Annotated in this window: 25 protein-coding genes, 1 pseudogene and 1 riboswitch; of the genes and pseudogenes, 11 read left to right on the forward strand and 15 right to left on the reverse strand. The window is 71.8% G+C overall.

Features of this window, described 5'->3' with window-relative positions:
• Positions 1-10: 10 nt before the first annotated feature.
• Together ACZ38L_RS09685 and ACZ38L_RS09690 are read left to right on the forward strand one after the other, a co-directional pair.
• Positions 11-526 (forward strand): GNAT family N-acetyltransferase, encoded by a 516-nt coding sequence (locus tag ACZ38L_RS09685; protein ID WP_465690994.1) that lies wholly within the window; start codon positions 11-13, stop codon positions 524-526.
• A complete protein-coding gene (locus ACZ38L_RS09690) occupies positions 523-1776 on the forward strand; it encodes an MFS transporter (protein WP_465690996.1) in 1254 nt (417 codons plus the stop codon). The genes ACZ38L_RS09685 and ACZ38L_RS09690 overlap by 4 nt, the downstream gene beginning before the upstream one ends.
• Positions 1777-1859: 83 nt before the next feature.
• Here the strand turns inward: ACZ38L_RS09690 and ACZ38L_RS09695 are convergent, their stop codons facing one another.
• Complete coding sequence (locus ACZ38L_RS09695) at positions 1860-2543, reverse strand: hypothetical protein (protein WP_465690998.1); 684 nt, start codon at positions 2541-2543, stop codon at positions 1860-1862.
• 296 nt (positions 2544-2839) lie between these two features.
• On the opposite strand from ACZ38L_RS09695, the gene ACZ38L_RS09700 reads away from it, so the two are divergent.
• The gene (locus ACZ38L_RS09700) at positions 2840-3322 is read left to right on the forward strand and encodes a DUF6328 family protein (RefSeq protein WP_465691000.1); all 483 of its coding nucleotides are present in this window, start codon (positions 2840-2842) and stop codon (positions 3320-3322) included.
• Between the two features lie 127 nt (positions 3323-3449).
• Here the strand turns inward: ACZ38L_RS09700 and ACZ38L_RS09705 are convergent, their stop codons facing one another.
• On the reverse strand, positions 3450-4088 hold the full coding sequence (locus tag ACZ38L_RS09705; RefSeq protein ID WP_396561079.1) for a carbonic anhydrase: 639 nt from the start codon (positions 4086-4088) through the stop codon (positions 3450-3452).
• Positions 4089-4644: 556 nt separating this feature from the next.
• A riboswitch (FMN riboswitch) is annotated at positions 4645-4775 on the forward strand.
• A 265-nt stretch (positions 4776-5040) separates the two neighbouring features.
• On the opposite strand from ACZ38L_RS09705, the gene ribB reads away from it, so the two are divergent.
• Positions 5041-5676 carry a 3,4-dihydroxy-2-butanone-4-phosphate synthase gene (gene ribB / locus ACZ38L_RS09710; protein ID WP_465691003.1) on the forward strand — a complete coding sequence of 212 codons (636 nt, stop codon included), beginning with the start codon at positions 5041-5043 and terminating at the stop codon, positions 5674-5676.
• Between the two features lie 171 nt (positions 5677-5847).
• Here ribB and ACZ38L_RS09715 read toward each other — a convergent pair whose 3' ends face one another.
• The 4 genes from ACZ38L_RS09715 to ACZ38L_RS09730 all read right to left on the reverse strand — a co-directional run bounded on the left by ACZ38L_RS09715 (position 5848) and on the right by ACZ38L_RS09730 (position 10792).
• Entirely contained in the window at positions 5848-6480 is a 633-nt protein-coding gene (locus ACZ38L_RS09715; protein ID WP_396561083.1) for a helix-turn-helix domain-containing protein, read from the reverse strand.
• Between the two features lie 108 nt (positions 6481-6588).
• Positions 6589-7968, reverse strand: coding sequence for a cryptochrome/photolyase family protein (locus ACZ38L_RS09720; RefSeq protein ID WP_465691005.1), 1380 nt, complete (start codon positions 7966-7968; stop codon positions 6589-6591).
• A complete protein-coding gene (locus ACZ38L_RS09725; RefSeq protein ID WP_465691007.1) occupies positions 7965-9539 on the reverse strand; it encodes an SDR family oxidoreductase in 1575 nt (524 codons plus the stop codon). Before ACZ38L_RS09725 ends, ACZ38L_RS09720 begins: the two co-directional genes overlap by 4 nt.
• Positions 9540-9805: 266 nt before the next feature.
• Positions 9806-10792 (reverse strand): alpha/beta fold hydrolase, encoded by a 987-nt coding sequence (locus ACZ38L_RS09730; protein ID WP_465691009.1) that lies wholly within the window; start codon positions 10790-10792, stop codon positions 9806-9808.
• Positions 10793-11096: 304 nt separating this feature from the next.
• Between ACZ38L_RS09730 and ACZ38L_RS09735 the strand changes: the two genes are divergently transcribed.
• On the forward strand, positions 11097-12125 hold the full coding sequence (locus ACZ38L_RS09735) for an aldo/keto reductase (RefSeq protein WP_465691011.1): 1029 nt from the start codon (positions 11097-11099) through the stop codon (positions 12123-12125).
• Between the two features lie 321 nt (positions 12126-12446).
• Positions 12447-13442, forward strand: coding sequence for a chitinase (locus ACZ38L_RS09740; protein WP_465691013.1), 996 nt, complete (start codon positions 12447-12449; stop codon positions 13440-13442).
• Between the two features lie 97 nt (positions 13443-13539).
• Here ACZ38L_RS09740 and ACZ38L_RS09745 read toward each other — a convergent pair whose 3' ends face one another.
• Both ACZ38L_RS09745 and ACZ38L_RS09750 read right to left on the reverse strand, forming a co-directional pair.
• Positions 13540-14457 carry a DUF6891 domain-containing protein gene (locus ACZ38L_RS09745; protein WP_465691015.1) on the reverse strand — a complete coding sequence of 306 codons (918 nt, stop codon included), beginning with the start codon at positions 14455-14457 and terminating at the stop codon, positions 13540-13542.
• Positions 14458-14621: 164 nt separating this feature from the next.
• Positions 14622-15660, reverse strand: a pseudogene (locus tag ACZ38L_RS09750) (GlxA family transcriptional regulator).
• 77 nt (positions 15661-15737) lie between these two features.
• Here ACZ38L_RS09750 and ACZ38L_RS09755 point away from each other — a divergent pair.
• The 3 genes from ACZ38L_RS09755 to ACZ38L_RS09765 all read left to right on the forward strand — a co-directional run bounded on the left by ACZ38L_RS09755 (position 15738) and on the right by ACZ38L_RS09765 (position 18919).
• Positions 15738-16376: an HD domain-containing protein gene (locus ACZ38L_RS09755; protein WP_465691017.1), complete on the forward strand. Its 639-nt coding sequence runs from the start codon at positions 15738-15740 to the stop codon at positions 16374-16376.
• 510 nt (positions 16377-16886) lie between these two features.
• Positions 16887-17792 carry an oxidoreductase gene (locus tag ACZ38L_RS09760; RefSeq protein WP_465691019.1) on the forward strand — a complete coding sequence of 302 codons (906 nt, stop codon included), beginning with the start codon at positions 16887-16889 and terminating at the stop codon, positions 17790-17792.
• Between the two features lie 170 nt (positions 17793-17962).
• The gene (locus ACZ38L_RS09765) at positions 17963-18919 is read left to right on the forward strand and encodes a serine hydrolase (protein ID WP_465691021.1); all 957 of its coding nucleotides are present in this window, start codon (positions 17963-17965) and stop codon (positions 18917-18919) included.
• 345 nt (positions 18920-19264) lie between these two features.
• On the opposite strand, the gene ACZ38L_RS09770 is transcribed toward ACZ38L_RS09765, so the two are convergent.
• From ACZ38L_RS09770 to ACZ38L_RS09785, 4 genes are all read right to left on the reverse strand, one after another.
• Positions 19265-19417, reverse strand: a complete 153-nt coding sequence (locus tag ACZ38L_RS09770) for a hypothetical protein (protein WP_396561103.1) — start codon at positions 19415-19417, stop codon at positions 19265-19267.
• Between the two features lie 200 nt (positions 19418-19617).
• The gene (locus ACZ38L_RS09775) at positions 19618-19959 is read right to left on the reverse strand and encodes a hypothetical protein (protein WP_465691024.1); all 342 of its coding nucleotides are present in this window, start codon (positions 19957-19959) and stop codon (positions 19618-19620) included.
• A 619-nt stretch (positions 19960-20578) separates the two neighbouring features.
• On the reverse strand, positions 20579-20986 hold the full coding sequence (locus ACZ38L_RS09780; RefSeq protein ID WP_465691026.1) for a hypothetical protein: 408 nt from the start codon (positions 20984-20986) through the stop codon (positions 20579-20581).
• A gap of 639 nt (positions 20987-21625) precedes the next feature.
• Positions 21626-22624, reverse strand: a complete 999-nt coding sequence (locus ACZ38L_RS09785; RefSeq protein ID WP_465691028.1) for a hypothetical protein — start codon at positions 22622-22624, stop codon at positions 21626-21628.
• Between the two features lie 157 nt (positions 22625-22781).
• Here ACZ38L_RS09785 and ACZ38L_RS09790 point away from each other — a divergent pair, with 157 nt between their 5' ends.
• Positions 22782-23288, forward strand: a complete 507-nt coding sequence (locus ACZ38L_RS09790; RefSeq protein ID WP_465691030.1) for a DUF302 domain-containing protein — start codon at positions 22782-22784, stop codon at positions 23286-23288.
• A gap of 159 nt (positions 23289-23447) precedes the next feature.
• On the opposite strand, the gene ACZ38L_RS09795 is transcribed toward ACZ38L_RS09790, so the two are convergent.
• The 3 genes from ACZ38L_RS09795 to ACZ38L_RS09805 all read right to left on the reverse strand — a co-directional run bounded on the left by ACZ38L_RS09795 (position 23448) and on the right by ACZ38L_RS09805 (position 25269).
• Complete coding sequence (locus tag ACZ38L_RS09795) at positions 23448-24056, reverse strand: zinc-binding dehydrogenase (protein ID WP_465691032.1); 609 nt, start codon at positions 24054-24056, stop codon at positions 23448-23450.
• Complete coding sequence (locus tag ACZ38L_RS09800; RefSeq protein WP_465691034.1) at positions 24056-24454, reverse strand: alcohol dehydrogenase catalytic domain-containing protein; 399 nt, start codon at positions 24452-24454, stop codon at positions 24056-24058. The genes ACZ38L_RS09795 and ACZ38L_RS09800 overlap by 1 nt, the downstream gene beginning before the upstream one ends.
• Positions 24455-24684: 230 nt before the next feature.
• Complete coding sequence (locus tag ACZ38L_RS09805) at positions 24685-25269, reverse strand: TetR/AcrR family transcriptional regulator C-terminal domain-containing protein (protein ID WP_465691066.1); 585 nt, start codon at positions 25267-25269, stop codon at positions 24685-24687.
• Positions 25270-25400: 131 nt separating this feature from the next.
• On the opposite strand from ACZ38L_RS09805, the gene ACZ38L_RS09810 reads away from it, so the two are divergent.
• The gene (locus ACZ38L_RS09810) at positions 25401-26204 is read left to right on the forward strand and encodes a 2OG-Fe(II)-dependent halogenase WelO5 family protein (RefSeq protein WP_465691036.1); all 804 of its coding nucleotides are present in this window, start codon (positions 25401-25403) and stop codon (positions 26202-26204) included.
• Position 26205 lies beyond the last annotated feature (1 nt).

Raw genomic sequence — 26205 nt, forward strand, 5'->3', positions numbered from 1 at the left:
GGAGCCCACCGTGACCCCTGTCATGCACACCGAGCACGTGGAGTTCATCCCCTACCGGGACGAGGACGAGGACGTCTTCGTCGCCCTCCTGCGCAATGCGGACGTGTGCCGCTGGATGGGCCAGGACCTCGTGCCCGAGCCGGAGATCCGCGTGCTGTTCCGCTCGATCCTGACCGACGTGTACCCCAGACGTCTCTTCGACGTGTGGGGCCTGTGGCTGGACGGCAGGACGTACGCGGGCCACGCGGAGGTGAAGAGGACGGGAAACGTCGACGGCCATGAACTGGTCACCGCGCTCGCCCCGGAGTTCTGGGGTCGGGGACTGGGCACCGAGGTGATCCGCGGCCTGCTGCGCCACGCCGCCGACGGCCTCGGACTCAAGGAGGTCTACGGGATGGTGGGCGCGGAGAACACCGCGAGCCTGGCGATGTGCCGGCGTCTGGGCTTCCGGCACCTGCGCGACGTCGTCGCCGACAGCGGTTCGGTGACGAAGATGCTGATCGTTTCCACGACGGAGTCGACGTGACACAGCCACTCACCGGGGACGCCATCGACACGTCCCGGACCAGCCGGCCGCCGAGCCTGTGGCGCAACCGCGCCTTCAACCTGCTCTGGACCGGCCAGTGCCTCTCGGACACCGGCAGTGCCATGGCCGACCTGGCGCTGCCCCTCCTGGTGTTCCAGCTGACCCGGTCGCCGGCACGGGCCGGCTTCGTCGGCACGGTCGGTTTCGCCGTCACGATGATCTCCCGGCTGCCGGCCGGCCTCCTCGTCGACCGCTTCGACCGGCGCCGGCTGATGATCTTCTGTGACGTCTTCCGGCTCGTCGTGTACGCGGTCCTCGCCTGCGCGGTCGAGGCCGGTGCCGCCGGTCTGGCCGTGATCCTGGCGGTGGTCGCCGGGAGCGCTGCCGCGACCGCCGTCTTCAGCACCGCCGAACACGCCGCGGTCCGCAGCCTGGTGGGTCAGGATCAGATCGTCACCGCCGTCGCCCGCAACGAGGCACGGGCGTACGGCACGTCGCTGGTCGGGCCGCCCCTGGGGGGCCTGCTGTTCGGGCTGGGCAAGGCGCTGCCGTTCTTCGGCAACGCCCTCAGCTTCCTGCTGTCGCTTTCGGCCGTCCTGTGCATCCGCCGGCCCCTGCAACAGCCCCGGCCGGCCACGGCCCCCTCCGGAGGCGGCCTCGGAGGGGAGGGCCTGCGGTTCGTCCTGGGCAGTCCGTTCCTCCGGGCCCTGCTCGTGATCGCCGCCCCGCTCAACATGGCCTTCACCGGCATGATCTTCGCGATGACCATCTCCTTGCGACGCTCCGGACTCCCGCCGCTCCTCGTCGGCCTGGTCAGCATGATCATCGCTGTGGGCGGTCTCCTCGGTGCCGTCGCCGCTCCGGCCCTGCAGCGCCGACTGCGCCTGCCGACGCTGATCACGGTGATCTGCTGGTCCACCACCGCACTGATGGCGCTCAGTGTGCTGGTGTCCACCAGCATCGTGACCGCGGTGCCCCTCGCCGCCGCGCTGTTCCTCGGTCCCACCGCCAACGCCGCCCTCTTCGGCTACCAGGCGGCCGTCACCCCGGACCACCTCCAGGGTCGGGTGGTCAGCCTGCTCCTCCTGGCCGCCACCTCGGCGGCCGCTCTGGCACCCGCCCTCGCCGGAGTGCTGCTGGCCCACGTCCCCGGCCGCACGGCGATGCTGGTCTTCCCGCTCCTGGTCGCCGCCTCCGCGCTGGTGGCCACGTTCGGCAGGGGCATCAGGTCCATGTCCCGCCAGCCGTGAGGCGCCGCCCGATGCGGAGACCGGGCCCGGCGCGGCCCCGCCTCGGCGGCGCGGGAGCAGCGGAGGTCCTCGACCGGCCCGAGTCAGTGCCGGGAGTCGAGTTCCACCGGCGGCAGATCGCCGAGCTCCGCCTTGCTCAGCCGGACCTTGACGGTGCCGCTGGTCCAGGTGGTCGCGCGGATGGGGATGGCGACGGTCTTCCTCCCCCACAGGTGGCCTTCCTGGAGGAGCACGTGTGTCACGGCGTGGTCCTGCGGGTCGATCACCAGACCCTGGACCCGACCGATGTCACCGTCCGTGGCTTCGACGTGGTCCCCGTGCCGGATCTGGACCTCACCGGTGGGCACCCGGTCGTACGTCGTCGTCCTGGGTTGCGTGTCCGCCCGCAGCATGGCGGGCGTCAGTCCCATCGCGCCCACGCCCAGGCCGTAGTAGGGCCAGATGATCGCCTGGTCGGGCGCGTAGCCCAACTCGTGGGTGCCGCCGGGGAGGAACCCGGTCTCCTCCGCCGGGTCCAGCCGCTCCAGCGCGGCGGTGCCGCAGCGTAGCCGGATGCCCTCGGCGGCACCCGCTCCGGTGTCCTCGTCGGCCTGCTCCTCGTCGACCAGGCCCACGGGCACCAGGCGGTTCGCCTCGTTGCGGCCGCCCACCACGAGATGGGTGACCCTGCGCGCCACCGGATCGATCACCACGCGCTCCAGGCGCCCGTAGTCGCCGTCCGCACAGTGGACCTCGGCTCCGATCGCGTACCGCACCTTCGCACTCATCTGGCTTCCTCCACCTCTCGACTGTTTCCGTCCACCGGACGTGACCAGCCCAACGTCTTCCCCGGCCGGCGGACCTGACACGCCATGTCCGCATGGGCCGGGCGGAAGGTGGGCCGGGCCCGCGACCCGGATCACCGTCGCGGTGAACGGGGAAGCCGTCCGCTTCGATCACGCCCCCTCCCCGGGAGTCCGGGCCACCCGCGCCGGGCTGCCAGGACCGGCCCCCGGCGCGGCCGGATCAGGGTGCGGACGAACCTGGCTCGCGTGCTCCCGCGCATCGGGCGACATTGGGATCCATGCAGGAACAGCCGGAGCACCCCCCTGTGCCGCAGCGTCACGAGACGACCGAGGAACGGGCCGACCGGAACCTGGTCGAGCTGCTCCAAGAACTCCGTGTCGTGCAGACCGGCGTCCAGATCGTGTTCGCCTTCCTCCTCGGCGTGGCGTTCACGCCGCGCTTCGCGCAGCTGAGCGATGTCCAGCAGGGCGTCTACGTCACCGCCCTGCTGCTGACCGTGGTCTCCTCCGCGGTCCTGGCCACCCCGGTGGCCTTGCACCGGGGCCTGTTCCACCGCGGGGCCAAGCGCCGGATCGTGGAGCTGTCGACCCGGCTCGCCTTGGTGGGCCTGGTCTTCCTCGCGCTCGCGCTGAACGGCGTCGTGCTCCTGCTGATCGACGTGGTTCTCGGTCGCGCGGCCGCGATCGCCGTCACCGGCGCCAGCATGTTGATGTTCGCGGGGCTGTGGTTCTTCCTGCCCTGGGCGTTGCGCCGGTCCTGATGAAACTGATTGTCAATTCAGTGATGGCGGGCATGGTGGACGCGGAACCGGGGTGGCCGGCTCCGCCGGTCTTCAGCGGCGCCGAGCGGCGAGCGACCCGCGGAGGTGCCCCCGTTGTGACCGGATGTCACGCTGTGACGGCAGGGGCGGGAAGGCCCCTGGCGGCGACCAGGTGCGCGCTGCCGTCGGCCAGGCGGTAGGACAGGCCCGCGACCGCGAGCCGGCCGGCGGCGACGCGCTCGGCGAGGATACGGGAGCGGTCCAGCAGCAGGTCGACGGTGCTCCTTATGTGCTCGTGGAGGATCTCCTCCGGTTCGTCCCGTCCGGCGGCGCGCGCGGCGAGCACGCTCGGGGTCACCCGTTCGACCACGTCCCGTACGAATCCGCCCGGCGTCCTGCCGCCGTCGGCGGCGGCGCGGGCGGCGGCGATCGCCCCGCACGAGTCGTGGCCCAGGACCACGACCAGCGGGCACTCCAGCACGCTCACCCCGTACTCGATGCTGCCCAGGACCTCGGTGCCCACGACGTGCCCGGCCGTGCGGACCACGAACATGTCGCCCAGCCCCCGGTCGAAGATGATCTCCGCGGCCAGGCGGGAGTCGGAGCACCCGAACAACACCGCGAACGGGCTCTGGCCCGGAGCGGTCTCGGTACGGCGGGCGGCGTCCTGGTTCGGGTGCTGGGGCAGGCCGGCGACGAACCGGAGGTTGCCGGCGAGCAGCATCTCGAAGGCCTCGGCGGGACTCGGCGTCAAAACATCGGTCATGGTGGCAGCCTACGGTCCGCTCCCGCCCGGCGCGCGGGAGGCCATGCCCCTGGCTCCCGCTCGCCGGTCGCCGGGCGGCATGAGCCGGCGTCTGGCGCGGCAGCGACGCCGTCTCACGGGCCGCGCTGAGGGGGCGCCGTTGTCATGCCCAGCGGTGCTCGACCGTCCATCGCCGCTCGTCCACCGGCTCCCGCCCGCGATCCTTGAGCAGGCCCCTGATCCCACGCGCTCCAGGGCGGCCCGACGCGGCGGGTCGCCCCGGGTGGGCGTTCGCGGGCTGGTTCTCGGCCGGACCGCCCGATCGATCACACCCCCGTGGTCCGGGGAGGCCGCGGCGAGTGCGCCGGCGGACCGCCAGCCGGTCCGTCGTGGTCGGCCACCGGGCGCGGCGGGCCGGTGACCACCCCTGGTGGTCGCGGTGGTCAATGGTGGCGCCGCACCCACAGCATGCCACCCACCGCGGTGCCTCCCCGGCGGTCAGCTGACGCCAGATCAGGAATGTGTGGGAGAACACGTCAGCAGCAGGGCGAAGTTGTGCCATGATCCCCCTGAGTGTTCGCGCGCTCCGGGGTCGGTGCAATTCCGAACCGGCGGTGAAAGTCCGCGACCCAGCCGAAGCCATCGGCTGGTTGACCTGGTGGAACTCCAGGACCGACGGTGAAAGTCCGGATGGAAGGCAGTGCGCGGCGATCCACTGTCCGACCGGCGGTGTCCCCTGACGGGCCGTCGGCGAACTGGTGCTCGCTTCTCCCCGGAACGACGTGCGCGCAACGGGGGCGGGCCGTCTGCCGTCATCGTGTCCCCGTCGCGCGCCACGCCGTCCCATGGGGCAGCCTGCGCGCGCTTGCGCGCGGGGTCTGCCCCATGGCCGCGTTCTCTCGCAGACCAGTGAAGCCGGCCTGGGCGACTTCCGATCGCCCGGACGGCCCGGAACGCAGGAGAGCACATGACCATGGCACAACTGACCCGAACCGACCACCTGCAGCGCGTGGAGCAGGCGATCGAGTCCTTCCGCCGCGGCGGCTTCGTGATCGTCTTCGACGACGAGTCCCGCGAGAACGAGGGCGACCTCATGGTGGCCGCCGAGTTCACCGACGAGACCGCGATCCGCTACCTGCTGGACCGCACGTCCGCTGTGGTCTGCGCGGCACTCCCGTACGAGCGCTGCGCGGAACTCGACCTGCCCCAGATGGTCGACGACAACACGGGACTGCACGGCACGGCCTTCACCGTCTCGGTGGACTTGGTCGCCGGCGGCACCACCGGGATTCCGGCGGACGAACGCGCCCGCACTCTACGGGCGTTGGCCGATCCGGCCGCCCGACCGGTCGACTTCGCCCGTCCCGGCCACATCTTCCCCGTGCGGGCCGCCCGTGGCGGTGTGCTGGAACGCGACGGCCACACCGAGGCCGCCGTCGATCTGTCCCGCCTGGCCGGGCTGTCCGGCGTGACCACCATGTGCGAGCTCGTCCGATCCGACTGGGGCATGGCGAGGCTGGACGATCTGCTGGACCTCGCCGAACGAGAAGGACTCGCCCTCATCTCGGTGGGCGATCTGGCCGCCTACCGGCGGGCCCGCGCGGTCTGACGCCGACCGGGCCGTACGCCGGGTCACCTCCACTCGGTGCCCGGCGTACGGCTGCGGCTCAGGCCCGTGGGCCGCCGTCTCGTCCGTTGGGCGCCCGCCGCCGCGGGTTGTCGTCCCGGGGAGGGCGTCGCCCGGCCGGGAGCAGCCGGCCGAGCACCTCGCCCTGGTCCGTCACCCGGGACCATCTGACGGTGGCCCCTGGCCGGGTCGTCCGGATGAGTGTTCCGTCCTGGGGCGTGCGCGGAGGTGCGCGCGTTCCCCCTGCCCGCCGAACAGGCTGAGGAACTCGACCGGTTCGGCATCGACGGCGCCGAACCAGTGCGGCACGCGGGTGTCGAACTCGGCCGCCTCCCCGGGGGAGAGCACCAGATCGTGGTCCCCGAGGACGAGCCGCAGCCGTCCGTTGAGGACGTAGAGCCACTCGTAACCCTCGTGGGTCTGTGGATCGGCGTCCTTCCGAGAGCTGCCGGCCGGGATCACCAGTTTGTACGCCTGGATGCCGCCGGCCCGGCGGGTCAGGGGCAGCATGGTCATGCCGTGGCGGGTGACGGGGCGCAGGTGGATGCGCGGGTCTCCGGTGGGCGGGGCGCCGACGAGTTCGTCGAGCGTGACGCCGTGGGCTCTGGCCAGGGGGAGTAGCAGTTCGAGGTTGGGCCGGCGGGTGCCGGACTCCAGCCGGGACAGGGTGCTCACCGAGATGCCGGTCGCTGCCGACAGGTCGGCCAGCGTCGTCTCTCGCTGGCGGCGCAGCGCGCGTAGCCGGGGTCCGACCGCGTCGAGCGTTCGGTCGAGGTCGTCGTCCATGCCCCCAGCTTGCCAGAACGGCAACGGAGATTGCGTAGTGTGCGGCAGGGCGCGCATGGTCGTCGTGAAGGAGGCCGCCACGGTGGACGGCCGGAGGCGAGGACGGTGTCAGTCGATGCGGCGCGCCTGCCGGAAGCGGGCGAGGGCCTGTTCGAGGTCGACGATGGGGTCGGGGTAGTCGAGCCGTGCGCGTTCGGTGGCGGGCAACCGCCAGGGGCGGTGCACGGCGGCGCCGCCGACCGAGGCGAGCTCGGGGACCCACCGCCGCACGTAGGCACCGTCGGGGTCGAAGCGGGTGGCCTGCGCGAGTGGATTGAGCACCCGGTTCGGCCGGGTGTCGGTACCGGTGCCCGCCACCCACTGCCAGTTGAGCTGGTTGTTCGCCACATCTCCGTCGACCAGCAGGTCCAGGAAGTGAGCGGCCCCGACGCGCCAGTCGACGTAGAGGGTCTTGGCCAGGAAGCTGGCCGTCAGCAGTCGCGCCCGGTTGTGCATCCAGCCCTCGTGCCGCAACTGGCGCATCCCCGCGTCCACCACGGGGTAGCCGGTTCGGCCGTCCCGCCATGCGGCGATCTCCTCGGCGTCGTGCCGCCACCGGTCGCCGCGCGGCCGGTAGTCCTGGTGGGCCGCGTCGGGGCGTGCGGCGAGTACCTGGTGGTGGAAGTCACGCCAGGCCAGCTGCCGCACGAAGGCGTCCGCTCCGGCGCCGCCGCGGGCCCGCGCCCGCCCCACCAGCTCCACCGCCGAGAGACAGCCGAAGTGCAGGTACGGCGACAGGCGTGAGGTCGCGTCGCCCGCCAGGTCGTCGTGCCGGTCGGCGTACTCGTCCAAGGCGGCCGACTCCCAGCGACGCATTCGTCCGCGGCCCTCGCCCTCGCCCCCGGGGGGCAGTGCCGGCGACACCCGCCCGCCTGCCAGGTCGGCAGCCTTCGGCGGCGGGTCGGAACGCACCTCCGGGGTGCTGATCCCGCGGGGCGCCCGGAGGACACCGCGTGGCGTCTCGGAGCACCAGCGGCGGAAGTACGGAGTGAAGACCGCGAAGTGGTCCTTGGACTTCGCCCCGGACGGCAGGACCTGCCCCGGAGCCAGCACCGTCACCACGGCGTCGTGCACCCGCAGTTCGCGGCCGGACGCGGACAGCGCCCTCCGCAGCCGGTTCTCACGACGCGTCGCGTGGCCGCTCACCCCGCCCGCGACGTGTACGGTACCGGCGCCCGCCTCGTGCGCCACCCGGCACACCTGCTCCACCACGTCGCCGTGTCGGACGATCAGGCGTCCGCCGCGCTTCCGCAGCGCCGCGTCGAGGTCCGCGAGGCAGTCGGCGAGGAACGCGGCCCGATTGGGCACCAGGAATCCGGCCCGATCCACTGCCGGGTCCAGGACGAAGAGCGGCACCACTGTGCCGTTCGCGTCCGCCAGCGCCGAGCTCAGCACGGGGTTGTCGTGAACGCGCAGGTCGGCGGTGAACAGCGCGACCGAGGCCTTCACCGTGTCCCCCTTCCGGTGGGCGGCACGGTGGGGTCGTCAGGCAGGCCGAGGCGCGCGGAGTGAGCGTCGGCGGAGGCCATGAGCTGCCGCGCCCGGTGGGCGATGTTGCGGGCCATGGTGCCGAAGACCAGGGCGTGGAACGGCGCGATGGTCCACCAGTACGCGTGTCCGGCCAAGCCGTGCGGCCGGAACAGCGCGCGCTGCCGGTAGACGCATCGTCCCTCGTCGGCGTCCGTGACGGTCAGTTCCAGCCATGCCCGGCCCGGCAACCGCATCTCGGCACGGAGCCTCAGCAACCGTCCGGGCTCGATCTCCTCGACCCGCCAGAAGTCCAGCGAGTCGCCGACCCGCAGCCGTCGCGGGTCGCGCCGCCCACGACGCAGCCCCACCCCGCCGACCAGCCGGTCCAGCCATCCCCGCAGCTCCCAGCCGAGCGGGAGGGAGTACCAGCCGCTCTCGCCGCCGATGCCCTCGATGACCTGCCACAGCGCGCCCGCCTCGGCGTCGACGGCCACCGAGCGCCGGTCCTGGTAGAGGCTGCCACCGGACCAGTCGGGGTCGGTGGGCAGCGGGTCGCTGGGGGCGCCGGGCACCGCGGCGGACGACCAACGGGTGGCGACGTCGGCGTCCCGCACGCGTCTGAGCGCGAGGCGTACGGCGTCCGGGAAACCGATCAGGCCGCCCGGCGGGTACGGGACGTAGTCCCTGATGTCGTGCTCGCAGCAGACCACCTCGTGCCGCAGTGACTCGACCAGTGGACGGGCGATGCCCGAGGGGACCGGGGTGACCAGACCCACCCAGTGGCTGGACAGGCGGGGGGTGAGCACCGGCACCGGCACGATCACCCGGCGCGGCAGCCCGGCGACAGCCGCGTAGCGGGTCATCATCTGCCGGTACGTCAGGACGTCCGGGCCGCCGATGTCGAAACTCCGGTTGACCGTCTCCGGCAGCCTGGCCGCGCCGACCAGGTAGCGCAGCACGTCGCGAACGGCGATCGGCTGGATCCTGGTGTTCACCCAGGTCGGCGTGATCATCACTGGAAGCCGTTCGGTCAGGTACCGCAGCATCTCGAAGGACGCCGAACCCGAACCGATGATCACCGCGGCCCGCAACTGGGCTGCTGGCACCGGACCGGCCAACAGGATGCGGCCCACCTCGGCCCGCGAACGCAGATGAGGCGACAGCTCGCTCTCCCGCACGCCCCGCGGAGTCAGTCCGCCGAGGTAGACGATCCGCCGCACCCCGGCCGTGTGGCCCGCCGCCGCGAAGGCGTGGGCGGCGGTGCGGTCGGTCTCCTCGAAGCCCGGTCCGGTGCCGATGGCGTGCACCAGGTAGTAGGCGACCTCGACGTCCCGGAAGGCTCCCGGAAGCGTCTGCGGCTTCGTCACATCGCCGCGCACCGCCTCGACCCGGGCCGACCACGGCTGGTCGCGCAGCCGCCCCGGGTCACGCGCCAGACAGCGTACGCGGTAGCCCGCGGCCAGAAGCTCGGGCACGAGTCGCCCGCCGATGTAGCCGGTGGCCCCGGTGACCAGACAGAGCGCCCCGTCCGACGGGTTCCCTGGTGACATGAGGAGTTCGCCTTTCCCGCGTGCTGGACGGCCCAAGTCATCCGCACCCGCCCGCCGTCGTGACGAATCCGATCCGCGCGGCGGCGGGTTTTCCCCCGAACGGTGGAACCGGCGGCACGGCACGGGCGCACGGTTGTCACAGGGCGCCGTTTCGTCGGGGCCGGCGGCAGGGGTGGTGCGTGCCCGGGCGCGGGGGTGGGGGCGAGCAACTCGACCTCGCCCGCTTCCTCCGCCTGTCAGGCCCAGCCTCGGCGGGACGTACGTGTTCAGCTCACGAAGCGGTCCACGGCCGGGATGAACTCCGCCGCGTCCTGGAAGAGGAAGGCGTGTCCGGCGTCGGGGTACAGCGCGAGACCAGCCCGGCGCAGGCTGTGCGTCAGGATCACGTCGTTGGCCGTCGGGTCCAGCGCGTCCAGGGTCCCGTCGGCGACCAGGGTGGGGGTGCGGATGCGGCCCACCTGGCGACCCGCGGGGTCGCCGCCCGCCATCCACTGCTGGACGGCGTCGGTCTGCGCGTTCTTCACGACGTCAGAAGCCCGGTAGAAGTTCGGGTACTGGAGAATCCCCCCGGCGTAGGCCCGCGCCGCGGCGGTCCGGTCCCCCGGGAACAGGACGGACAGCTCGACCGCGGGGTTCGGGCTGTTCAGGGCAGCGGCTGCGGCGGGCGGGATGGGCAGGGACCTTCCGGTTCCGGCCTGTGTGGCGGCCAGGACGAGCCGGCTGACCTGGCCTGGATGCCGCACGGCCAGAGCCTGGGCGATCATGCCGCCCATGGACCAGCCGAGCACGGCCGGCCGGTGCAGTCGCAGCGAGGAGATCAGCGCGCTGGTCTGATCGGCCATCGCCGAGACGGTCAGCGGCGCCGGCAGGGCGCTGGTCCGCCCGACTCCCGCGTTGTCGAAGACGATGACCCGGTGGTGGGCGGCGAGGGCGTCCACGAATGACGGGGCCCAGTCGTCCATGGATCCGCCGTACCCCATGACCAACAGGATCGGGCTGCCCTCACCCACCTCGCGGTACCCGACATCCCCCAGCACGCTGTGCGCCACGAGCGTCGGCGCACTCAGGACGTCCGCCTGCCCGGGGGCGCCGGCTCCGGCCCGCGCCTCGACGGTGATGCCGCCGGCCGTGACGGTTCCGGGTGTGGCCGCCGAAGCGGATCCCGAGCCGCACACCGCCAAGATGGTCGCGGCGGCCGCGACCGCGTATCCGGTGAGAGAGCTCCGCCGGCGGCGCCGTGTGCTCTGCCTCATGTCTCTTCCCCCTCCATCGAACGCGCATTCATCCTCTGCGACACGGTACGTGCGCGGCCCGCGTCGTGGCGGCGAATTCTCCGGACCGGTGAACGTCCCTCACCCGGGGGCCTCGCGCGAGCGCGTCGGCGCGCACGCGCTGGTGAGGATGTCCCGCATCGGTCGCGCCGTCGTGCACGGTGAAGTACGGGAACTACGGTTGATAACCGGAACGGCGTTCCGTATCGTTGTAGTGGAACGATGTTCCGCTTGCGCCGGCGTATCGCGCCGCGGTGGGCGCCGACCACTACGCACGAGGAGAACCATGAAGTACCGCATGCTGGGCCGAACCGGCATCAAGGTCAGCCCGTACTGCCTGGGCGCGATGATGTTCGGCGCCATCGGCAACCCCGACCACGACGACTCCACGCGCATCATCCACAAGGCGCTGGATGCGGGCATCAACTTCGTCGACACCGCCGACGCCTACTCGCGCGGCGAGTCCGAAGAGATCGTCGGCAAGGCCCTCAAGGGCCGCTGGGACAACGTCGTGCTCGCCACCAAGGCGCACCTCCCGATGGGGGACGACCCCAACCAGCAGGGCAACTCGCGGCGCTGGCTGACGCGCGCACTGGACGACTCGCTGCGCCGGCTGCAGACCGACCACGTCGACCTGTTCCAGATCCACCGCCCCGCCCCGGATACCGACGTGGAGGAGACCCTCTCGGCCCTCACCGACCTGATGCGCGCGGGCAAGGTCCGGGCCATCGGCCACTCCTCCTTCCCCGCCTCGGACATCGTCGAGGCGCAGTGGGTCGCCGAACGGCGTGGCCTGCAGCGCTTCCGCACCGAACAGCCGTCGTACTCGATCCTCAACCGGGGCATCGAACGCGAGGTGCTGCCGGTCTGTCAGCACTACGGGATGGGCACGCTGGTCTGGAGTCCGCTGGGCGGGGGACTGCTCACCGGCCGCTACCGCAAGGACCGGCAGGCCACTACCCATCGGGCCGGCTTCGGCTTCAAGCACCTGAGCGACGAACGCCGGCTCGATGTCGTCGAACAGCTCGTCCCCCTCGCCGAAGCGGCGGGGATGTCGCTGACGCACCTGGCCATGGCCTTCGCGATCTCCCACCCCGGCGTCACCTCCGCGATCATCGGGCCGCGCACCATGGACCACCTCGACGACCTGCTCGCGGGCGCCGAGACCACCCTGACCGACGAGATCCTCGACCAGATCGACGCCATCGTGCCTCCCGGTACCGACATCGGGACGCTCGACATGGCCTACAACCCACCCGCCATCCAGCGGACCGCGCTGCGTCGCCGCCTGCCCGAGGAGCGCTCCGCGGCCTGACCCGTCCCCGGGAACGGCCCGCGGCAGATCCCGACCGCCGCCGACGGCCGAGGCTTCCTGCCCGACGGGCTGCCGCCCTGCGGACGGCAGCCCGTCCCGGATCCGGGTCGGGTCCCGCCGCCCGGGCCGGTCGCGCAGCCGCCGAACCGCGCAAGAACGGGCGAAAGGCCGGGCGGCGTGGAACCCGTGACGGGACGTCGAGGCCGGCCGAGCGCGGTTCCGCCTCGATCAACGCGGTCGTTCGGACTCAGGTGAAGTCGCACCTGGCCCGCAGAGCCGGTGCCTTGACGAGGACCTGCCATCATGGTTCATTCGTCTGCCATGACACCGCGCACCCTGGCCCGCCGCCTGGCCGCTCTCGCCACCGCCGCCCTGCTCACCGCCGTGCCCGTCGCGCTCGCCCCTGCCGGACAGGCCGCCACCGGGGGACCGGTCGGCCGCAACGCCCCGTACGAGTACCTGGGTTGGGGCAACCCGCCGGACCCGGTGAGCGTGCTGTCGGCGGGCGGGGTACGGCAGCTGACGCTCGCGTTCATGCTCAGCGACGGCACCTGCGCCCCGGCCTGGGACGGCACCCGGCCGCTCACCGGCGGCAGCGACCAGAGCGCGATCAACCGGATCCGGGCAGCCGGCGGCGACGTCGTGGTGTCCTTCGGTGGCTGGGCCGGGAACAAGCTGGGCGAGAAGTGCGGTTCCCCGAGCGCGCTGGCGGCCGCCTACCAGAAGGTGATCACCACCTACCGGCTGCACGCGATAGACATCGACATCGAGAACACCGAGGTCGCCGACGCCGTCGTGCGCCAGCGGGTGATCAGCGCACTGGAGATCGTCAAAACCGCCGACCCGGCCCTGAAGGTGTACGTCACCTTCGGCACCACCCCGAGCGGTCCGGACGCCACCGGGCTCGACCTGATCGCCAGGGGCGCGGCGGCCCGGCTCCCGGTCGACGGCTGGGTCATCATGCCGTTCGACTTCGGCGGCCACACCGGCTCCATGGGCGCGGCCAGCGCGGCGGCGGCGGACAGCCTCGCGCGCTCCGTCGCCAAGGCGTACGGCTACAGCCTGGCGACGGCCTACCGCCACATCGGCATCTCCTCGATGAACGGCCACACCGACGAGGCCGACGAGGTCGCCTCCACGGCCGACTTCACCACCATGCTCCGCTACGCCCGAGTCCATCACCTGGCCCGCTTCACCTTCTGGGCCGTCAACCGCGACCGCCCCTGCCCGGCCGGCACCTCCGCCGGCGACACCTGCAGTGGGATCGACCAGTCGCCGTACGCGTTCACCAGGCTCATCGCGCGCTTCCACGGCTGAGGGACGGGGCGGATCGCCGGCGGTGGCCGGGCAGCGCGCCCGGGCGGCCGAGCCGGCCACCACGTCGGCTCCGCTGCGGCCGCCGACCTCGCGACCGCTAACCGACCAGGCGGCTGCGCCAGTCGAGGGGGGTGACGGTGATGACCCGGCCAGGGTCACCGTCCCACTCGGCGTGCAGGCCGACCGCCTCGAGGGCGGCCACGACCTCGTGGCCGATCGCGCCGGTGGTCTCCGACGAGCCGTCGAAGCCACCGTAGAGGAGCGCCAGTCCGTGGCCGGCCGCGGCGGAGTCCGTGCACTGGGAGTGGAAGTAGACGAAGCCGCGGGCGTCGGGCCCGCCTTCACCGGCGATCTCGGACTGGCCGCAGTTGCGGCAGCAGGTGAAGTTCTCGCGGGCGGTGACACCGGCCTCCTGCAGGGTGGTGAACGCGCGGGTGAGCCGTTCGGGGTCGGTCTCGCCCGGCCACTCGGCCTGCTCCGCCACGCGCTCCAGCCACATCCGGTCGGCCAGCGCCCGCGCCTGCTCGCGCGAGACGGGCCGGCGGTCCTCGATCACCAGGTACTCCTCAGCGAGCTCGGTCAGTTCGGCGCGGGATGCGTAACCGCCGACCAGCACCTCGCGGACGTGCCTCTCCAACTCCTCGCGCTCCTCCTCGTCGAGATCGAGCGGCGGCACCTCGCGGGTGGGGCCCATGTCCAGCAGCGACCAGGCCGGACCAGCGTCCCAACCGGCCTCCTGACGGGCCCAGCCGGAAATCGCCGCGATCACGGCCTCCGGCCCGTCGGCCATCGCCTGGAAGTGCCGGTCAGCGGAGTGGTCGCGGTGTTCCAGCGTGTAGCCACCACCGGCCTCGTGCCAGACCTGGACGAAGACGTCGGGCAGGTCGGGTATCCGCTGGACCACCAGGAAATGGTCACCGTCACCGCCGATTCGCCGGACCAGCCCGGCCAGCTCCTCGGCGGACACGCGGACGTGCCGCTCCCGGTTCTCCGTCTTCACCGTGATCTCCAGCATGCGCAGACTCTGACACACCCGTCCGACAGCAGACCTCCCGAGACTCGGTTCGGCCGGCCCGGCGACGAGGTGGTGGGGGGACGTTCCGTGGCGGCGGCCCGTCCGCCCCGACCAGGTCGGCCGCTTCGCCGCCCCGCAGGTGGGCGAAGTCGTCGTGCGCCGCTTCAACGGCCTCGGGACACGCCTCGTGCTTCGACGACGTCCGCGCCCGACCGGCCGGACACGGGGGGCTGCTGAGGCGGCGCGTCGCATCCGTGTGTGCTGGTGAAGCGTTTGCGGTACTCGCTCGGTGTGGTGCCCAGATGGCGGGCGAAGGCGCGGCGGAGGGTCTCGTCGCTGCCGAGGCCACTGTGCCGCGCTGCCGAGGTGATGCCGTGTCCGTCCAGGAGGAGCCGCTGGGCGTGGTCGAGACGGACGCGTTCGACCCAGCGGGCGGGGGTGGTGTTCAGTGCGGTCCGGAACAGCCGGGCCAGGTGCCGAGTGCTGACGGCCGCGGATGCTGCCATGGTGGGGAGGCTGTGGTCGCCGGCCGGGTCGGCGACCACGGCGGCGATCAGTGAGCGGAGCAGGTCACTGCGTGCCGGCGGGGTCGTGGTGGCCGTGGAGAACTGTGACTGCCCGCCGGGGCGCTGCATGAACACGACCAGCTCGCGGGCGATCTCCCGGGCGGTGTCCGCTCCGTGGTCGTCCTCCACCAGTGCGAGGGCCAGATCGAGGCCCGCGCTGATCCCCGCGGAGGTGACGTACTTGCCCGTCGCGGATGTGGAGGGCGTCCGGCTCCACCCGCCCCCGAGGGTGGCGGCGGGCCAGTGCCTTGGCGTGCCGTCAGTGCGTGGTTGCCCGGCGCCCGTCGAGCAGGCCGAGGGCGACGAGGACGAAGGCACCGCTGCAGACCGAGGCGACCCGTGTGGCCTGCTCGGCGAGGGTCTCGGCCGCTGCCAGCAGCTCGTCCTCGATGGGCTGCTCGGCCAGCCGGTCGGCGCCGGCGATCACGACCGTGTCGAGCGGGCCAGCGTCGGCCACCGCGGTCGCCCCGGCCAGGGTGAGCCCCGAGGACGTGGTGACCTCTCTGCCGCCGGGGGAGACCAGCGTCAGCTGGTAGGGGCAGCCGAGCCGCCCCGCCTGGTGCAGCACCTCCCCGGGGCCGCTCACGTCGAGCAGGGTCACGCCGTCGAACACCAAAAAAGCCACGCGCTGCGTCATGTCTGAATCTGAGGTCCAGGTTACGTCACCGGGTGACCGTGGAGGCAGTCACCGATCAGCAAAGGAAGGCGCACGTCATGAGTGAGACGATCGCGGGCGTGCGGATCCCGGACAGCCCCCTGGTGCGGGAGGCGACCGAACTGGTGCGTCAAGCAGCTTCGCCGTTGGTGTTCGACCACTCCCGGCGGGTGTTCCTCTTCGGGTCGTTGCGCGGCCGGGAGCAGGGACTCGACTTCGATCCCGAGCTGCTGTACGTGGGGGCGATGTTCCACGAGCTTGGGCTGACCAAGCGTTCCCGCCGTACGGACCAGCGTTTCGAGATCGACGGTGCCGACGAGGCCCGCCGTTTCCTGCACGGGCACGGCATCACGGGCGAGCGGGCCGACCGGGTCTGGACGGCCATCGCCCTGCACACCACTCCCGAGATCCCGTTGCACATGGCACCCGAGGTGGCACTGGTCACCCGTGGCGTGGAGCTGGACGTCCTGGGCATCGGCTACCACGCTGTCTCCGACGAGCAGCGCGCGGCCGTGGTCGTGGCGCACCCGCGTCCGGATTTCAAGAACCAGATCCTCGCCGCGTTCACCGACGGCATCAAGGACCGCCCGCAGACCACCTTCGGCAGCGTCAAGGCGGACGTCCTGGCCCACTACGTCCCCGGTTTCCAGCGTGGCGACTTCGTGGAGGTGATCAGGAATTCCGACTGGCCCGAATGAGAACGGCGCCCCACCAGCGGCGCGCCGTGCCCTCGCCGCCAAGACGCCTGCGCGCGGGCGAGCCGGCAGCCCGGTCACTCGCAGCCCCCAACCACCGGGCAGCGAGCGCCGGTTGGCGACGAGCACCCGCAGCGGTGCGGGCACGGTGACGGACGGCGGAGCCGGTGACACCACCCAGCGGGCGAAGGCCACCTGCGCGGCGGGCCCGAAGGCCGGTAGCCCCTGCGGTGACCCCGCCGCGACGGGGTCACCGAAGGGCCGGCCGGTGTCGGTGGTGATCGCCTTGCCCGGGTGCGGTGGGGCGGTGCCGCCGTGGTCCATCGCGTCACCAGGGCGGCGGCGGTGACCGGAACGACGTCCTGACCGAACGTCTCTCGGCAGGTCCAACGGCTGGGCGATGACGGTTCGTTCCCGACGTGGATGTGACATTTCGCCCAGCTCACGAGCGGTCGCGGCACTCCGCGACCGCCCATACTCGGGACCTGACGGACCAACGGGCGAAGGAGCACGGTGAGCGCGGCGGCGGCAGCAGGGACCTGGAAGCTCGGAGACCTGGAGGTGAACCGTGTCGGCTACGGCGCGATGCGGCTGACCGGCAACGGAATGATGGGGAACTCCGACGGCACGCCGATCGGCCGCGATGCCGCCGTTCGCCTGCTGCACAGTGCGTTCGAGCAGGGCGTCAACCACATCGACACGGCCGCCTTCTACTTCTCACCGCGGCGGTCCGCGAACGAGCTCATCAACCGGGCCCTCTCGTCCTGGCGCGACGACGTGGTCGTGGTGACCAAGGTCGGCCCGGGTCGCGATCCCTCCGGCGAGTGGCTCACCATGGCCCGCCCCGAGCAGCTGCGCGGCCAGGTCGAGGAGAACCTGCGCCAGCTCGGCCGGGACCATCTGAACGTGGTGAACCTGCGCCGCAACGGCCCCGGGACGGCCTCGGTCGCCGAGCAGTTCGGCGCCCTCGCCGAGTTGCGCGAGGCGGGCCTGGTCCGGCACCTCGGGCTCTCCAACGTCCGACCGGAGCACGTGGCCGAGGCCCGGGCGATCGCGCCCGTGGTCTGCGTGCAGAACTCCTACGGCCTGGACCTGCGCGGCGCCGACGAGAGCGGGTTGGTGGACCTCGGCCGGGAGCAGGGCATCGCCTTCGTCCCGTTCTTCGCCGTCTCCGGCCTGCGGCGCGAGGCGGCCGCGGCCCAGGAACAGGACGCGCGCGTCCACGCGGTCGCCCGCGCCCACGGCGCGACGCAGGCCCAGGTACGCCTCGCCTGGACGCTCCACCGCGGTCCGCACGTACTGGCCATTCCCGGGACCACGACCCCGGCGCACCTGGCCGAGAACATCGCCGCCGGCGCCCTGCGCCTGACCGAGGAGGAGCTGGCCCTCCTCGGCAAGCCGGACCAGGGCGCCGCCTGAGACCCGGCGAGTATCCGGGCCCCGGTCGGAAGTGGCAGCCGCCGCCGAGCCGACCGGCCGATCCACCGTTCACTGACGCAACGCCAGCGGGGGTTCGCGCGTGATAGCAGACGCGTGATCAACACGCACGGCACGTATGCCGCCCGAACTCCCAGAAGGATCCCTCTCCGATGACAACCTTCGAGTCCCACCTCATACGCCGCCCGCTCGCCAGGCTGGCCGCCGGGACCGCGGTGACGTTGCTGGTGTCAGCCGTGCCCACCGGCGCACAGGCGGCGACCGGTTCCGCACCGCACCAGGGCTACTGCTCCTCCGCGCGTGACCCGCAGCTCGCTGCCCGGCTCTCCTCCGACATCGGGGGCGCGCTGGCCGGCCGGAAGGACACGGTGGCTTTCGCGGTGGCGGACGACACCACCGGTGTGTCCTGTGCCTTCCATGCCGATGAGCACTTCGACTCGGCGAGCGTCGTCAAGGTGACCATCATGGGTGCCGTGCTGCGCCGGGCCGAGGACGAGCACCGCTACCTGACCGACTGGGAGGACGGCAACCTCCAACAGATGATCACCGCGTCCGACAACGACGCGGCCACCGCGCTGTGGCAGAGCCTGGGCATGCCCCGCCTCCAGTCCTTCCTCGAGCTGGCCGGAATGAAGGACACCCAGCTGGGCGCCGACGGCTACTGGGGCCTCACCCAGATCACCGCCGCTGACGAGATGAAGGCGCTGGGCGTGTTCACCGGCAACTCGAACGTGATCACGCCCGCGGCGAAGGCGTACGGCCTGGGGCTGATGAGCCAGGTGGAGGCCGACCAGCGCTGGGGCACCCCCTTCGGCGCGCCGGCCTCGGTCACCGTGCACGTGAAGAACGGCTGGTTGCCGCGGGCCACCCACGGCTGGCGGGTGCACAGCCTGGGCATCTTCACCGGACCGGGCAAGGACTACCGGATGGCGGTCCTGACCCAGGACAACCCCGATGAATCGGACGGGATCGACACGATCCAGGCGATCGCCGCGGTGGTGCACCGGGACCTCAACGGTGGTGCCGGCGGGGTCGCCCCGCGGGCGCAGCGGGCCGAAGCGCCCGAGACCTCCGACGGGTCCGCGCCGTTCGGGCCCGTCGCCGGCTGACGCCCGCGCGCCGGTCGCGGGATCGGGCGGACGAGGGGTCAGGTGGGGGGACTCCGGTAGCCGGTCGGCCCCGGTGAGGCGGAGCACTCCACGGGGAGCGGCGGGCGGAGCCGAACCGGGACGGTGCCGGGCGGGATGGCTCGCCGGGCGCTGGAGAGGCCGGGGACGTCGACGTCCGCGTCCTCGAGGGCGTCGGTCAACTCGCTGAGGGCCGTGCCGCGGGTCACGAGGGCTGGCCCGCCCCGGGCTTCCTCGGCGCCGGCTGGTTCGCGGCGGATCTTCAGCGCGGGAAGCAGGACGGGCCGTCACCGGTGATTCGGTGACGGCCCGTTGCGATCGGGGTGTTCACGCGGTCAGGTTGGTCAGGGCCTGGCGGGCGCGCTGGGTGGTGCGCTCGGCTCGGTTCTTGAGTCGGGCCGCGCGGATGAGGCGGTACTCCTCGGCCGCGCGCAGACGCTCGTCGATCGTCGCCCGCGCCGCTTCGAGTTGGTAGGTCATGGTGCTTCCCCCTAGTGGCGGGTGATCCGTCGGCATCACTGTGATACCAGTCCCGGAGGCCACCCTCAGGTTTCAAATCATACACCAGATCGCGGGTATCACCTTTCATTTTCCGTTCCTTCCGGGAGATCGCCTGCTGATCGAAGGCTCGATGCCAGTCGCCTCCGAGCTCGGCGAGCGCGGCCGGCAGGCGCCCGGTGTCACGGACCCGCGGTCGGGGAGAAGCCGAGCGGGTCCGAACCGCAGGCGGGACCGTCGACGGTGGCCACGGCATGCAGTTCACTGTCGTCGGCGGTCGCCTCCGCGGTGGTCGGTTCAGGGGTGATGAAGTCCGGCACGTAACGCCAGCTCCCCGTGAAGAGCGACCCCAGCAAGCCCAGCCTTCGCCTGCGGATCGTCTCCTGCGCCTGGCTCCGCCACCCTCCGCCCACGGGTTGCGCACCGTCACGCAGCAGCCACAGCGCACCGACGGTGGTGCCGAGGGGCGAGATGGCGAACCGGGTGTTGGCCGACGCTCGGCCGTCCATGTCGAGACGCAGCACGTCGCCCTCTGTGAGATGCGCTCCACCGTGTCGGCGGGTACCTCCGAAGGCCGGCTCCCGACCGAACCATCAGCTCCGCGGACGCGCCGCCAGGTTGACCGAACCGGGCTGCCGGCGACGGGGAGCAGGTGGCCAGCGGCGGAGGCGATGTCGGCGCCAGCCGCCGGGGGCCGGCCCGAACGGCCACCGCACGGCGGAGCGTTCCACGGGCCGGAGCCGGGCGGCTCGACCCGCTGGGCCGGTTCGGGAACCGGAGGCGCGTACTCGATTCGAAGCAGCTCGAATCGTTCGACTGACGGATGCTCCGCTCCGTACGGTCGTCTGCTAACCCTGGAGCGGCGGCGCGGTTGGCACAGCGGGCCGCGCGGGCGCCCCTGTGGAACCGCGCAACGGGGGACCGGTGCAGCTGTTGCGACGAACGGGCGTGTTCGCGTCGGCACCCCCGACTGACCGCCCCCGGGGTCGCGCGTTCACCCCCGACGGTCCAGGACCACGGCCGCCGCGCCGGGGGACTGGAAATCGAGCTGACCGATATCGCGTGCCTCGATGTGGCGTTCCCGGAACGGCAGAACGCGGCCCGCACCTTCTCGCGCGGGCCGCACCAGTCCCGTGCAGTGGATCAGTTGCTGACCGACTCGCAGGCGTACGTTCCACTGCCATTGATGATGGTACCGCCGCAGTACGCGCCGAGGGTGACGTAAGTTGCGGGAGCCCAGTCCAGGGTGTAGGTGTCGCCACCGGTGGCGTAGAACGTGTCGCTTTCCTCGACGTGACTGTTGGGGGCGTACTTGATCAGCATGGTGAGGGTCGTGCTGTTGCCGGGGATGGTGTCGTTCTCCATGTAATTGACGTACTGGCCGCTCCCGCTGATCAGGAAACACACCCGCGGGTTGCTCCCGGTGCAGCCCTCGGCCGAGTTCGGGCGCACGGCCGACGGCTTGGACTTCAGGATCGTCATGGTGCCGTACTTCGTCACCTTGACACTGACCACCTGGGCGCCGGCAGGAACGGGGTGAGCGACAGGCATGGGCTGAGACGTGGCCACGCCGGAAGCGCCCAGGACCGCCGCACCGCTCATGGCCAGGGCCAGACTCGCTCGCTTGAGTGACGTCCATGGTGTGCGTGCCATTCTCTCTCCTCCTGTCGGCAGGGGCGATGACGTGCGCGTCAGATCCTGCTCCCGGCGGATCTGACCGTCAACCCCACTTGTCCCGCAGAAACCTTAAGAGGAAGGGATCATGACGAGACGTCAGACAAGATTCTCTTGCCGTGGTGAGAAGCACGTCGGTTGCGAATCTGCGAGCTGCCGCCACTGCTGGAGCGCGGCGGAACGGCACCATGGTCGGCTTTGGGGAGGTGGGCCGATCCGCGACTGGAGCACGGTTCTCTTCCAGGTGGTGGAAGGACCATGCGAGCGGTGTGGTGATGGTGAGTTGTCAGTGCGCACACCGTAGACCGTGATCTTCATGGGTGGCGTGCGGTCCGGCGGCGGTAGTGGCTCGCCCCGACGGGGGCTTGGTGGCGGCGTCGCCAGCGGGACCAGGCGAGGCGGTGGGCCACGTCCAGTCGTGGAAGCCCTGCCCCTTCGCGACTGGTGGGCCGACTCGCGGCTCACCCGCGACCGACGGGCGACTTCCGCGGGTCCGACCCACTGCGGGGTGGCCGGTCAGTGCGGAGCGCCCGGCTTGAGACTGACGGAACCATAGCGGTTGGCGAAGAAGTACGAGTAGGACAGCCCTTCGTCGATGTCGCCCAACTGGTTGCTCGTCATGGGCATCAGCGCCGTCGTGCGGGTGCCGTCGCTGGCGTAGGTGGTGAACAGCTGGTTGGGCGGCAGCCCCGCCGCACTGATGTCGACCTCGTCGATGCCGGGTAGCGCCCGGATCAGCGCCGTACCCTTGGCGGAGGTGCCGGGGGCCTCCCTCCCCGACGAGATGGCCTCTCCATCGGGCCGCGCCTGTCCGCGCGTGGCGGTCGATCTCGATGACGAGGTCCGCCACGGCGGTTGCGTGCCATTCCCGCTCCCTGCACGCTGACCGCCATACGCATCGCGACGGAAAGCACCCGGTCCATGAGTGACGAACTCCTCGATCTGGCGATCGCCACCACCGGCGGTCAAGAACTCTGGGACACCCTGCGTGGCCTGAAGATCGACATCTCCATCGGCGGCCCGATCTGGGCGATGAAGGGCTGGCCGCCGGAGAAGACGTTCGACCAGGTCCTGACGCTCGACACGGTCGGAGAGCACATCGTATTCAGCCCGTTCACCCGCCCCGACCAGCAGATGGTCTTCGACTCCGCCACCGACAGCGTCACCATGCGGACCCTCGACGGCGAAACCGTCGAGACCCTCGCCCCCGCACGTGCCAGCTTCAAGGGAATGCTGCGCGACAGCGCCTGGGACACCCTGCACCTCGGCTGCTTCCTGGGCTACGCATGCTGGAACTACTTCACCACGCCGTTCCTGTTCACCCGTCCAGACGTGCGGGTCCGCGAGGTCGAACCGTGGCATGAGGCCGGGCAGACCTGGCGGCGCCCGCAGGCGCGCTTCCCACCGGAAATCGCCACACACAGCCCCGACCAGGTGTTCTACTTCGACACCCTCGGCACGCAACGCCGCATGGACTACATCGCCGAGGTCAACGGCAGCACCCTCGTCGGCCACTACGCAAGCCGCTACCGGAGTTTCGACGGGCTGCTCGTGGCGACCCGGCGGACGGTCTTCCGCCGGAACCCCGACAACAGCGTCAACCTCAACCCTCCATCACGCTCGACATCCACGATGTCGAGCTCGTCCACTCCGACCGCGAACAGGCACAGCCATGACCACGGACAATGCCGTCATCGACCACCCAGCCCGGCGGCTGGTCGTGGCGCTTCCCCAGCCCTACGACACGGCGCGCGAGCACTACGAAACCCTCGTCCCCGAGACCGATCTCCACCGCTTCTTCCAGATGGCCTCCTGGCAGGCCACGCTCGAGCTCGCCGAGATCAACGCCCCACACGGATTCATGCGCTACCACCGCGACGACATCACCACCCTCATGGCCGGCTCGCCGTCGCCCTGGAAAGCCACCCAGTACCTGATGGGCAACCACACCATCGCCGAGCGCATGTTTCGCCACGACCCGTCAGTCATGCTGCACGCACCGCTGCGGACCCTGCTCTACGAGGACCCCGACGGCGACACCAAACTCGCCGTCGACCAGCCCAGCCTGCTGTTCGCCAGCTACGGAAACCCGCGGATCTCCGAGGTCGGCCGCGAACTCGACACCCTCCTCGCCCAGTTGGTCACCCTCCTCGGCGGTGACGCGCCTCCCCAGCTGTGACTGGACGTGGCCGGGCGACAGGATCGCACCTGGGTGTGCCCGATCCGCCGCCGGCGCCCGCCGCTCCGCAGCCCACAGTTCAGCGGGACGCTGTTGAAGGCGAGGTGGCCGACGACGGCCGCGCGTCCGATTGGCGTCTGCCGGCTGCTACGGCGGCGGTCACCAGGGACGGACGAGGACGAGGCCGATCTTGCCGGGCCGTACCGCGTGCTCGACGGCGTTGGCCAGCTCGGCCAGGCCGTACGTGGCGGCCACGTCGAACTGGTCGGTGAGCGCCAGCGCGATCTGTTGCGCGGTGGCGACGTCGGATCGCCGCTGTTCGGTGGAGACTTCGGACGGCCACCGGCCGATGTTCCTGCCGCGCACCGTCAGCGACTTGCTCAGCAGCGTCGACGCGTGCACCGAGATCGACTCCATGGCGATCAGTCCGTAACTGACCAGCTTCCCGCCCGGTGCCAACAGGTCCAGAAGGCCCTCCGCCAGCTCTCCGCCGATCGGGTCGAACGCCACACTCACCGGACGGCCGCCGGCTGCCTCGCGGGCCTCGTCGGCCCAGCCCGGATGCTCCGTCGACACGACAGGCACGTCCGGGAACCGCCTGCGCACCTCGGCGGCGCCGCGGTCGCTGCGGACGACGTTGACGGGGGCGAAGTCGTGGAACCGTGCGCCGCCCGTCACCAGCCGGCCGACCGACGAGCCGGCAGCGGTCTGCACCAGGCAACCGTCGTAGCCGAAGGCCAGGTGCTCCTGCGCCTCCCGGTGCAGCATCACCGCAGTGAGCGGGTCGCCAGCATCTGCGCGGCGACCTCGTCCGACAGGTCGTCCGGTACCGCGGCGACCACATCGGCGTCCGCCACGATCCACTGCGCCCACGCCCCCGGCTGGGGAAAGACCGTGACCCGACCGCCGACCTCGACCCCCGGTGCCACGCGTGTTCCCGGGCCGATCGCCTTCACCACGCCGGTGGCCTCCGATCCGGCCGGGATCGGCTCTGCGGCTTCCCGCGGGGAGGCCTCGATGGCCTGGAGATCACCGGGGTGCACCGTGAAGGCGGTGGTGCGGATGAGGACCTGGCCGCGTTCGGGCGCCGCCGGGTCCGGCTCGTCGATGACCGTCAGGACGTCGGCGGGTGATCCGCCGTGGGTGTGGACGACACGACGGTTCATGGTTCTCCTCTTCTCGCCCGAAGTACTCTCTGATGTCCGACGCACCTTCGGTCCGGCAGCGCGTGTTGTGCCCTGTCCAGGGCCGCCGCGACGGCCTCGCGGTGCCGGCGCCGCCAGGCCCCTTTCACGCCCGCCGTGCCAAGGGCGGCGAGCGGCCGCGGGGAGGCGGTGATGCCGGGCGGCATCGGGTCCTGCTCGGCCGGAGCGGGGGACCGGTCACCGGTTGGTCCCTACGCGCCGGCCGTCCCGGACCGGGCGGCGGCGTGGATGAGCTGGCGGAGCGCGCCGAAGTAGACCCCGTGGTCGACCACGGCGGGCAGGATGGCGGCGAGGTGGCCGGTCAGTACCGGGAACTCCTCGGGGTCCAGCGCGGCCAGCGCCTGCCGGGTGGCGGCCTGGGCGGCCTTCGGGTCGCGGTGGTCGACGAAGCTCGCGCAGCCCAGGGTCAGCAGGTACAGCCGCCGGTAGCAGCTGATCGCCTCCTCGGGCGTCATGCCGGCCGCGAGGGAGCCGGCGAGCTGCGGTTCGACCAGGCGCTTCAGCAACTGCGGGCCGAGCCAGGGCCGGCCACCGCGCAGGGCGACCAGGCCCGGATGGGCCGTCAGCAGCTCGTACAGCGCGGTGAAGCGGGTCTCGGTGGCGCTCGCCCAGTCCGTGCCCGCGGCGATGACCGGGAGCTGGGCGGCGAGGTGGTCGGTGACCAGGTCGAGCAGGCCGGCCAGGTCGGTGCAGCGGCGTTGGAGCGAGGCCACGGAGATGTCCAGCGCGGCGGCCAGGGTGCGGAAGCTGAGCGCGCCGGGGCCTTGCTGATCCACGATCAACAGGGCTTGATCAGCGATGCGTTCGGGAGTCGCGAGGTCCAGGGAAGTGGATTGCCTTGGCATGTGAGTCAGCGTACGGTACGGCGTATCGTCACGGTAGGCTTCCATCTCCTCACGGAGGCGACATGCCCCGCACCACGGCGCTCGACCCGCTGTTCACCGCCGTGAACACCGCGGCCTTCACCGACCGGCACCTGGCCAACCTCGCCGCCGGCACCCTCGCCGCCGTCCGCGTTCCCGACTTCCTCGACCGGCGGACCTGCGCGGGCGCGCTGGCCGCGTTGGGCCGGCTGCCCACCGCCGACTACGACCCGGCCCGGGTGCCCACCCCGATCGTCCGCTTCGGCCCGGCCCTCAACGACTACCGCGACCAGGACGGCAGGCTGGACGCCGACCGGTACTGGTGCGACGCCGAGGCCGCCCGGGCGGCCTGGCACCGGGCCGGTATGCGCCCCGACCCCGTCGCCGTCTCGCTGGCCCGGCTCGGCTCCGCCTGGGGCGCCGCCGTCACCCCGGCCACCATCGGCGGCCGGGCGGTCCTCGGCGGCACCCTGCGCGAGATCAACGCCGGCGCGCTGGTCCACTACGACGACCTGAACCGCGAGTTCCCCACCGGCCTGTTCGACCAGGAGACCGTCGCCCAGCTCGCGTTCAACGTCTGGGTGGCCGTCCCGGCCACCGGCGGCGCGACCACCGTGTGGCGCCACCGCTGGGAGCCGGCCGACGAGCGTCACCGCCAGGCGTACGGCTACCGGCCCGAGACCGTCGAGCACTGCCAGCGGGTCAGCCTGCGGCCGGAGCACGGCGACGGACTGCTGTTCAACCCGGCCAACTTCCACGCGGTCGAGCCCTGCCCCGGGCAGCGACGGATCGCCTTCGCCTTCTTCCTCGCCCTGACCACCACCGGCCAGCTCATCGCCTGGTCCTGAC

Source organism: Kitasatospora sp. NPDC024654 (genome assembly GCF_055559155.1).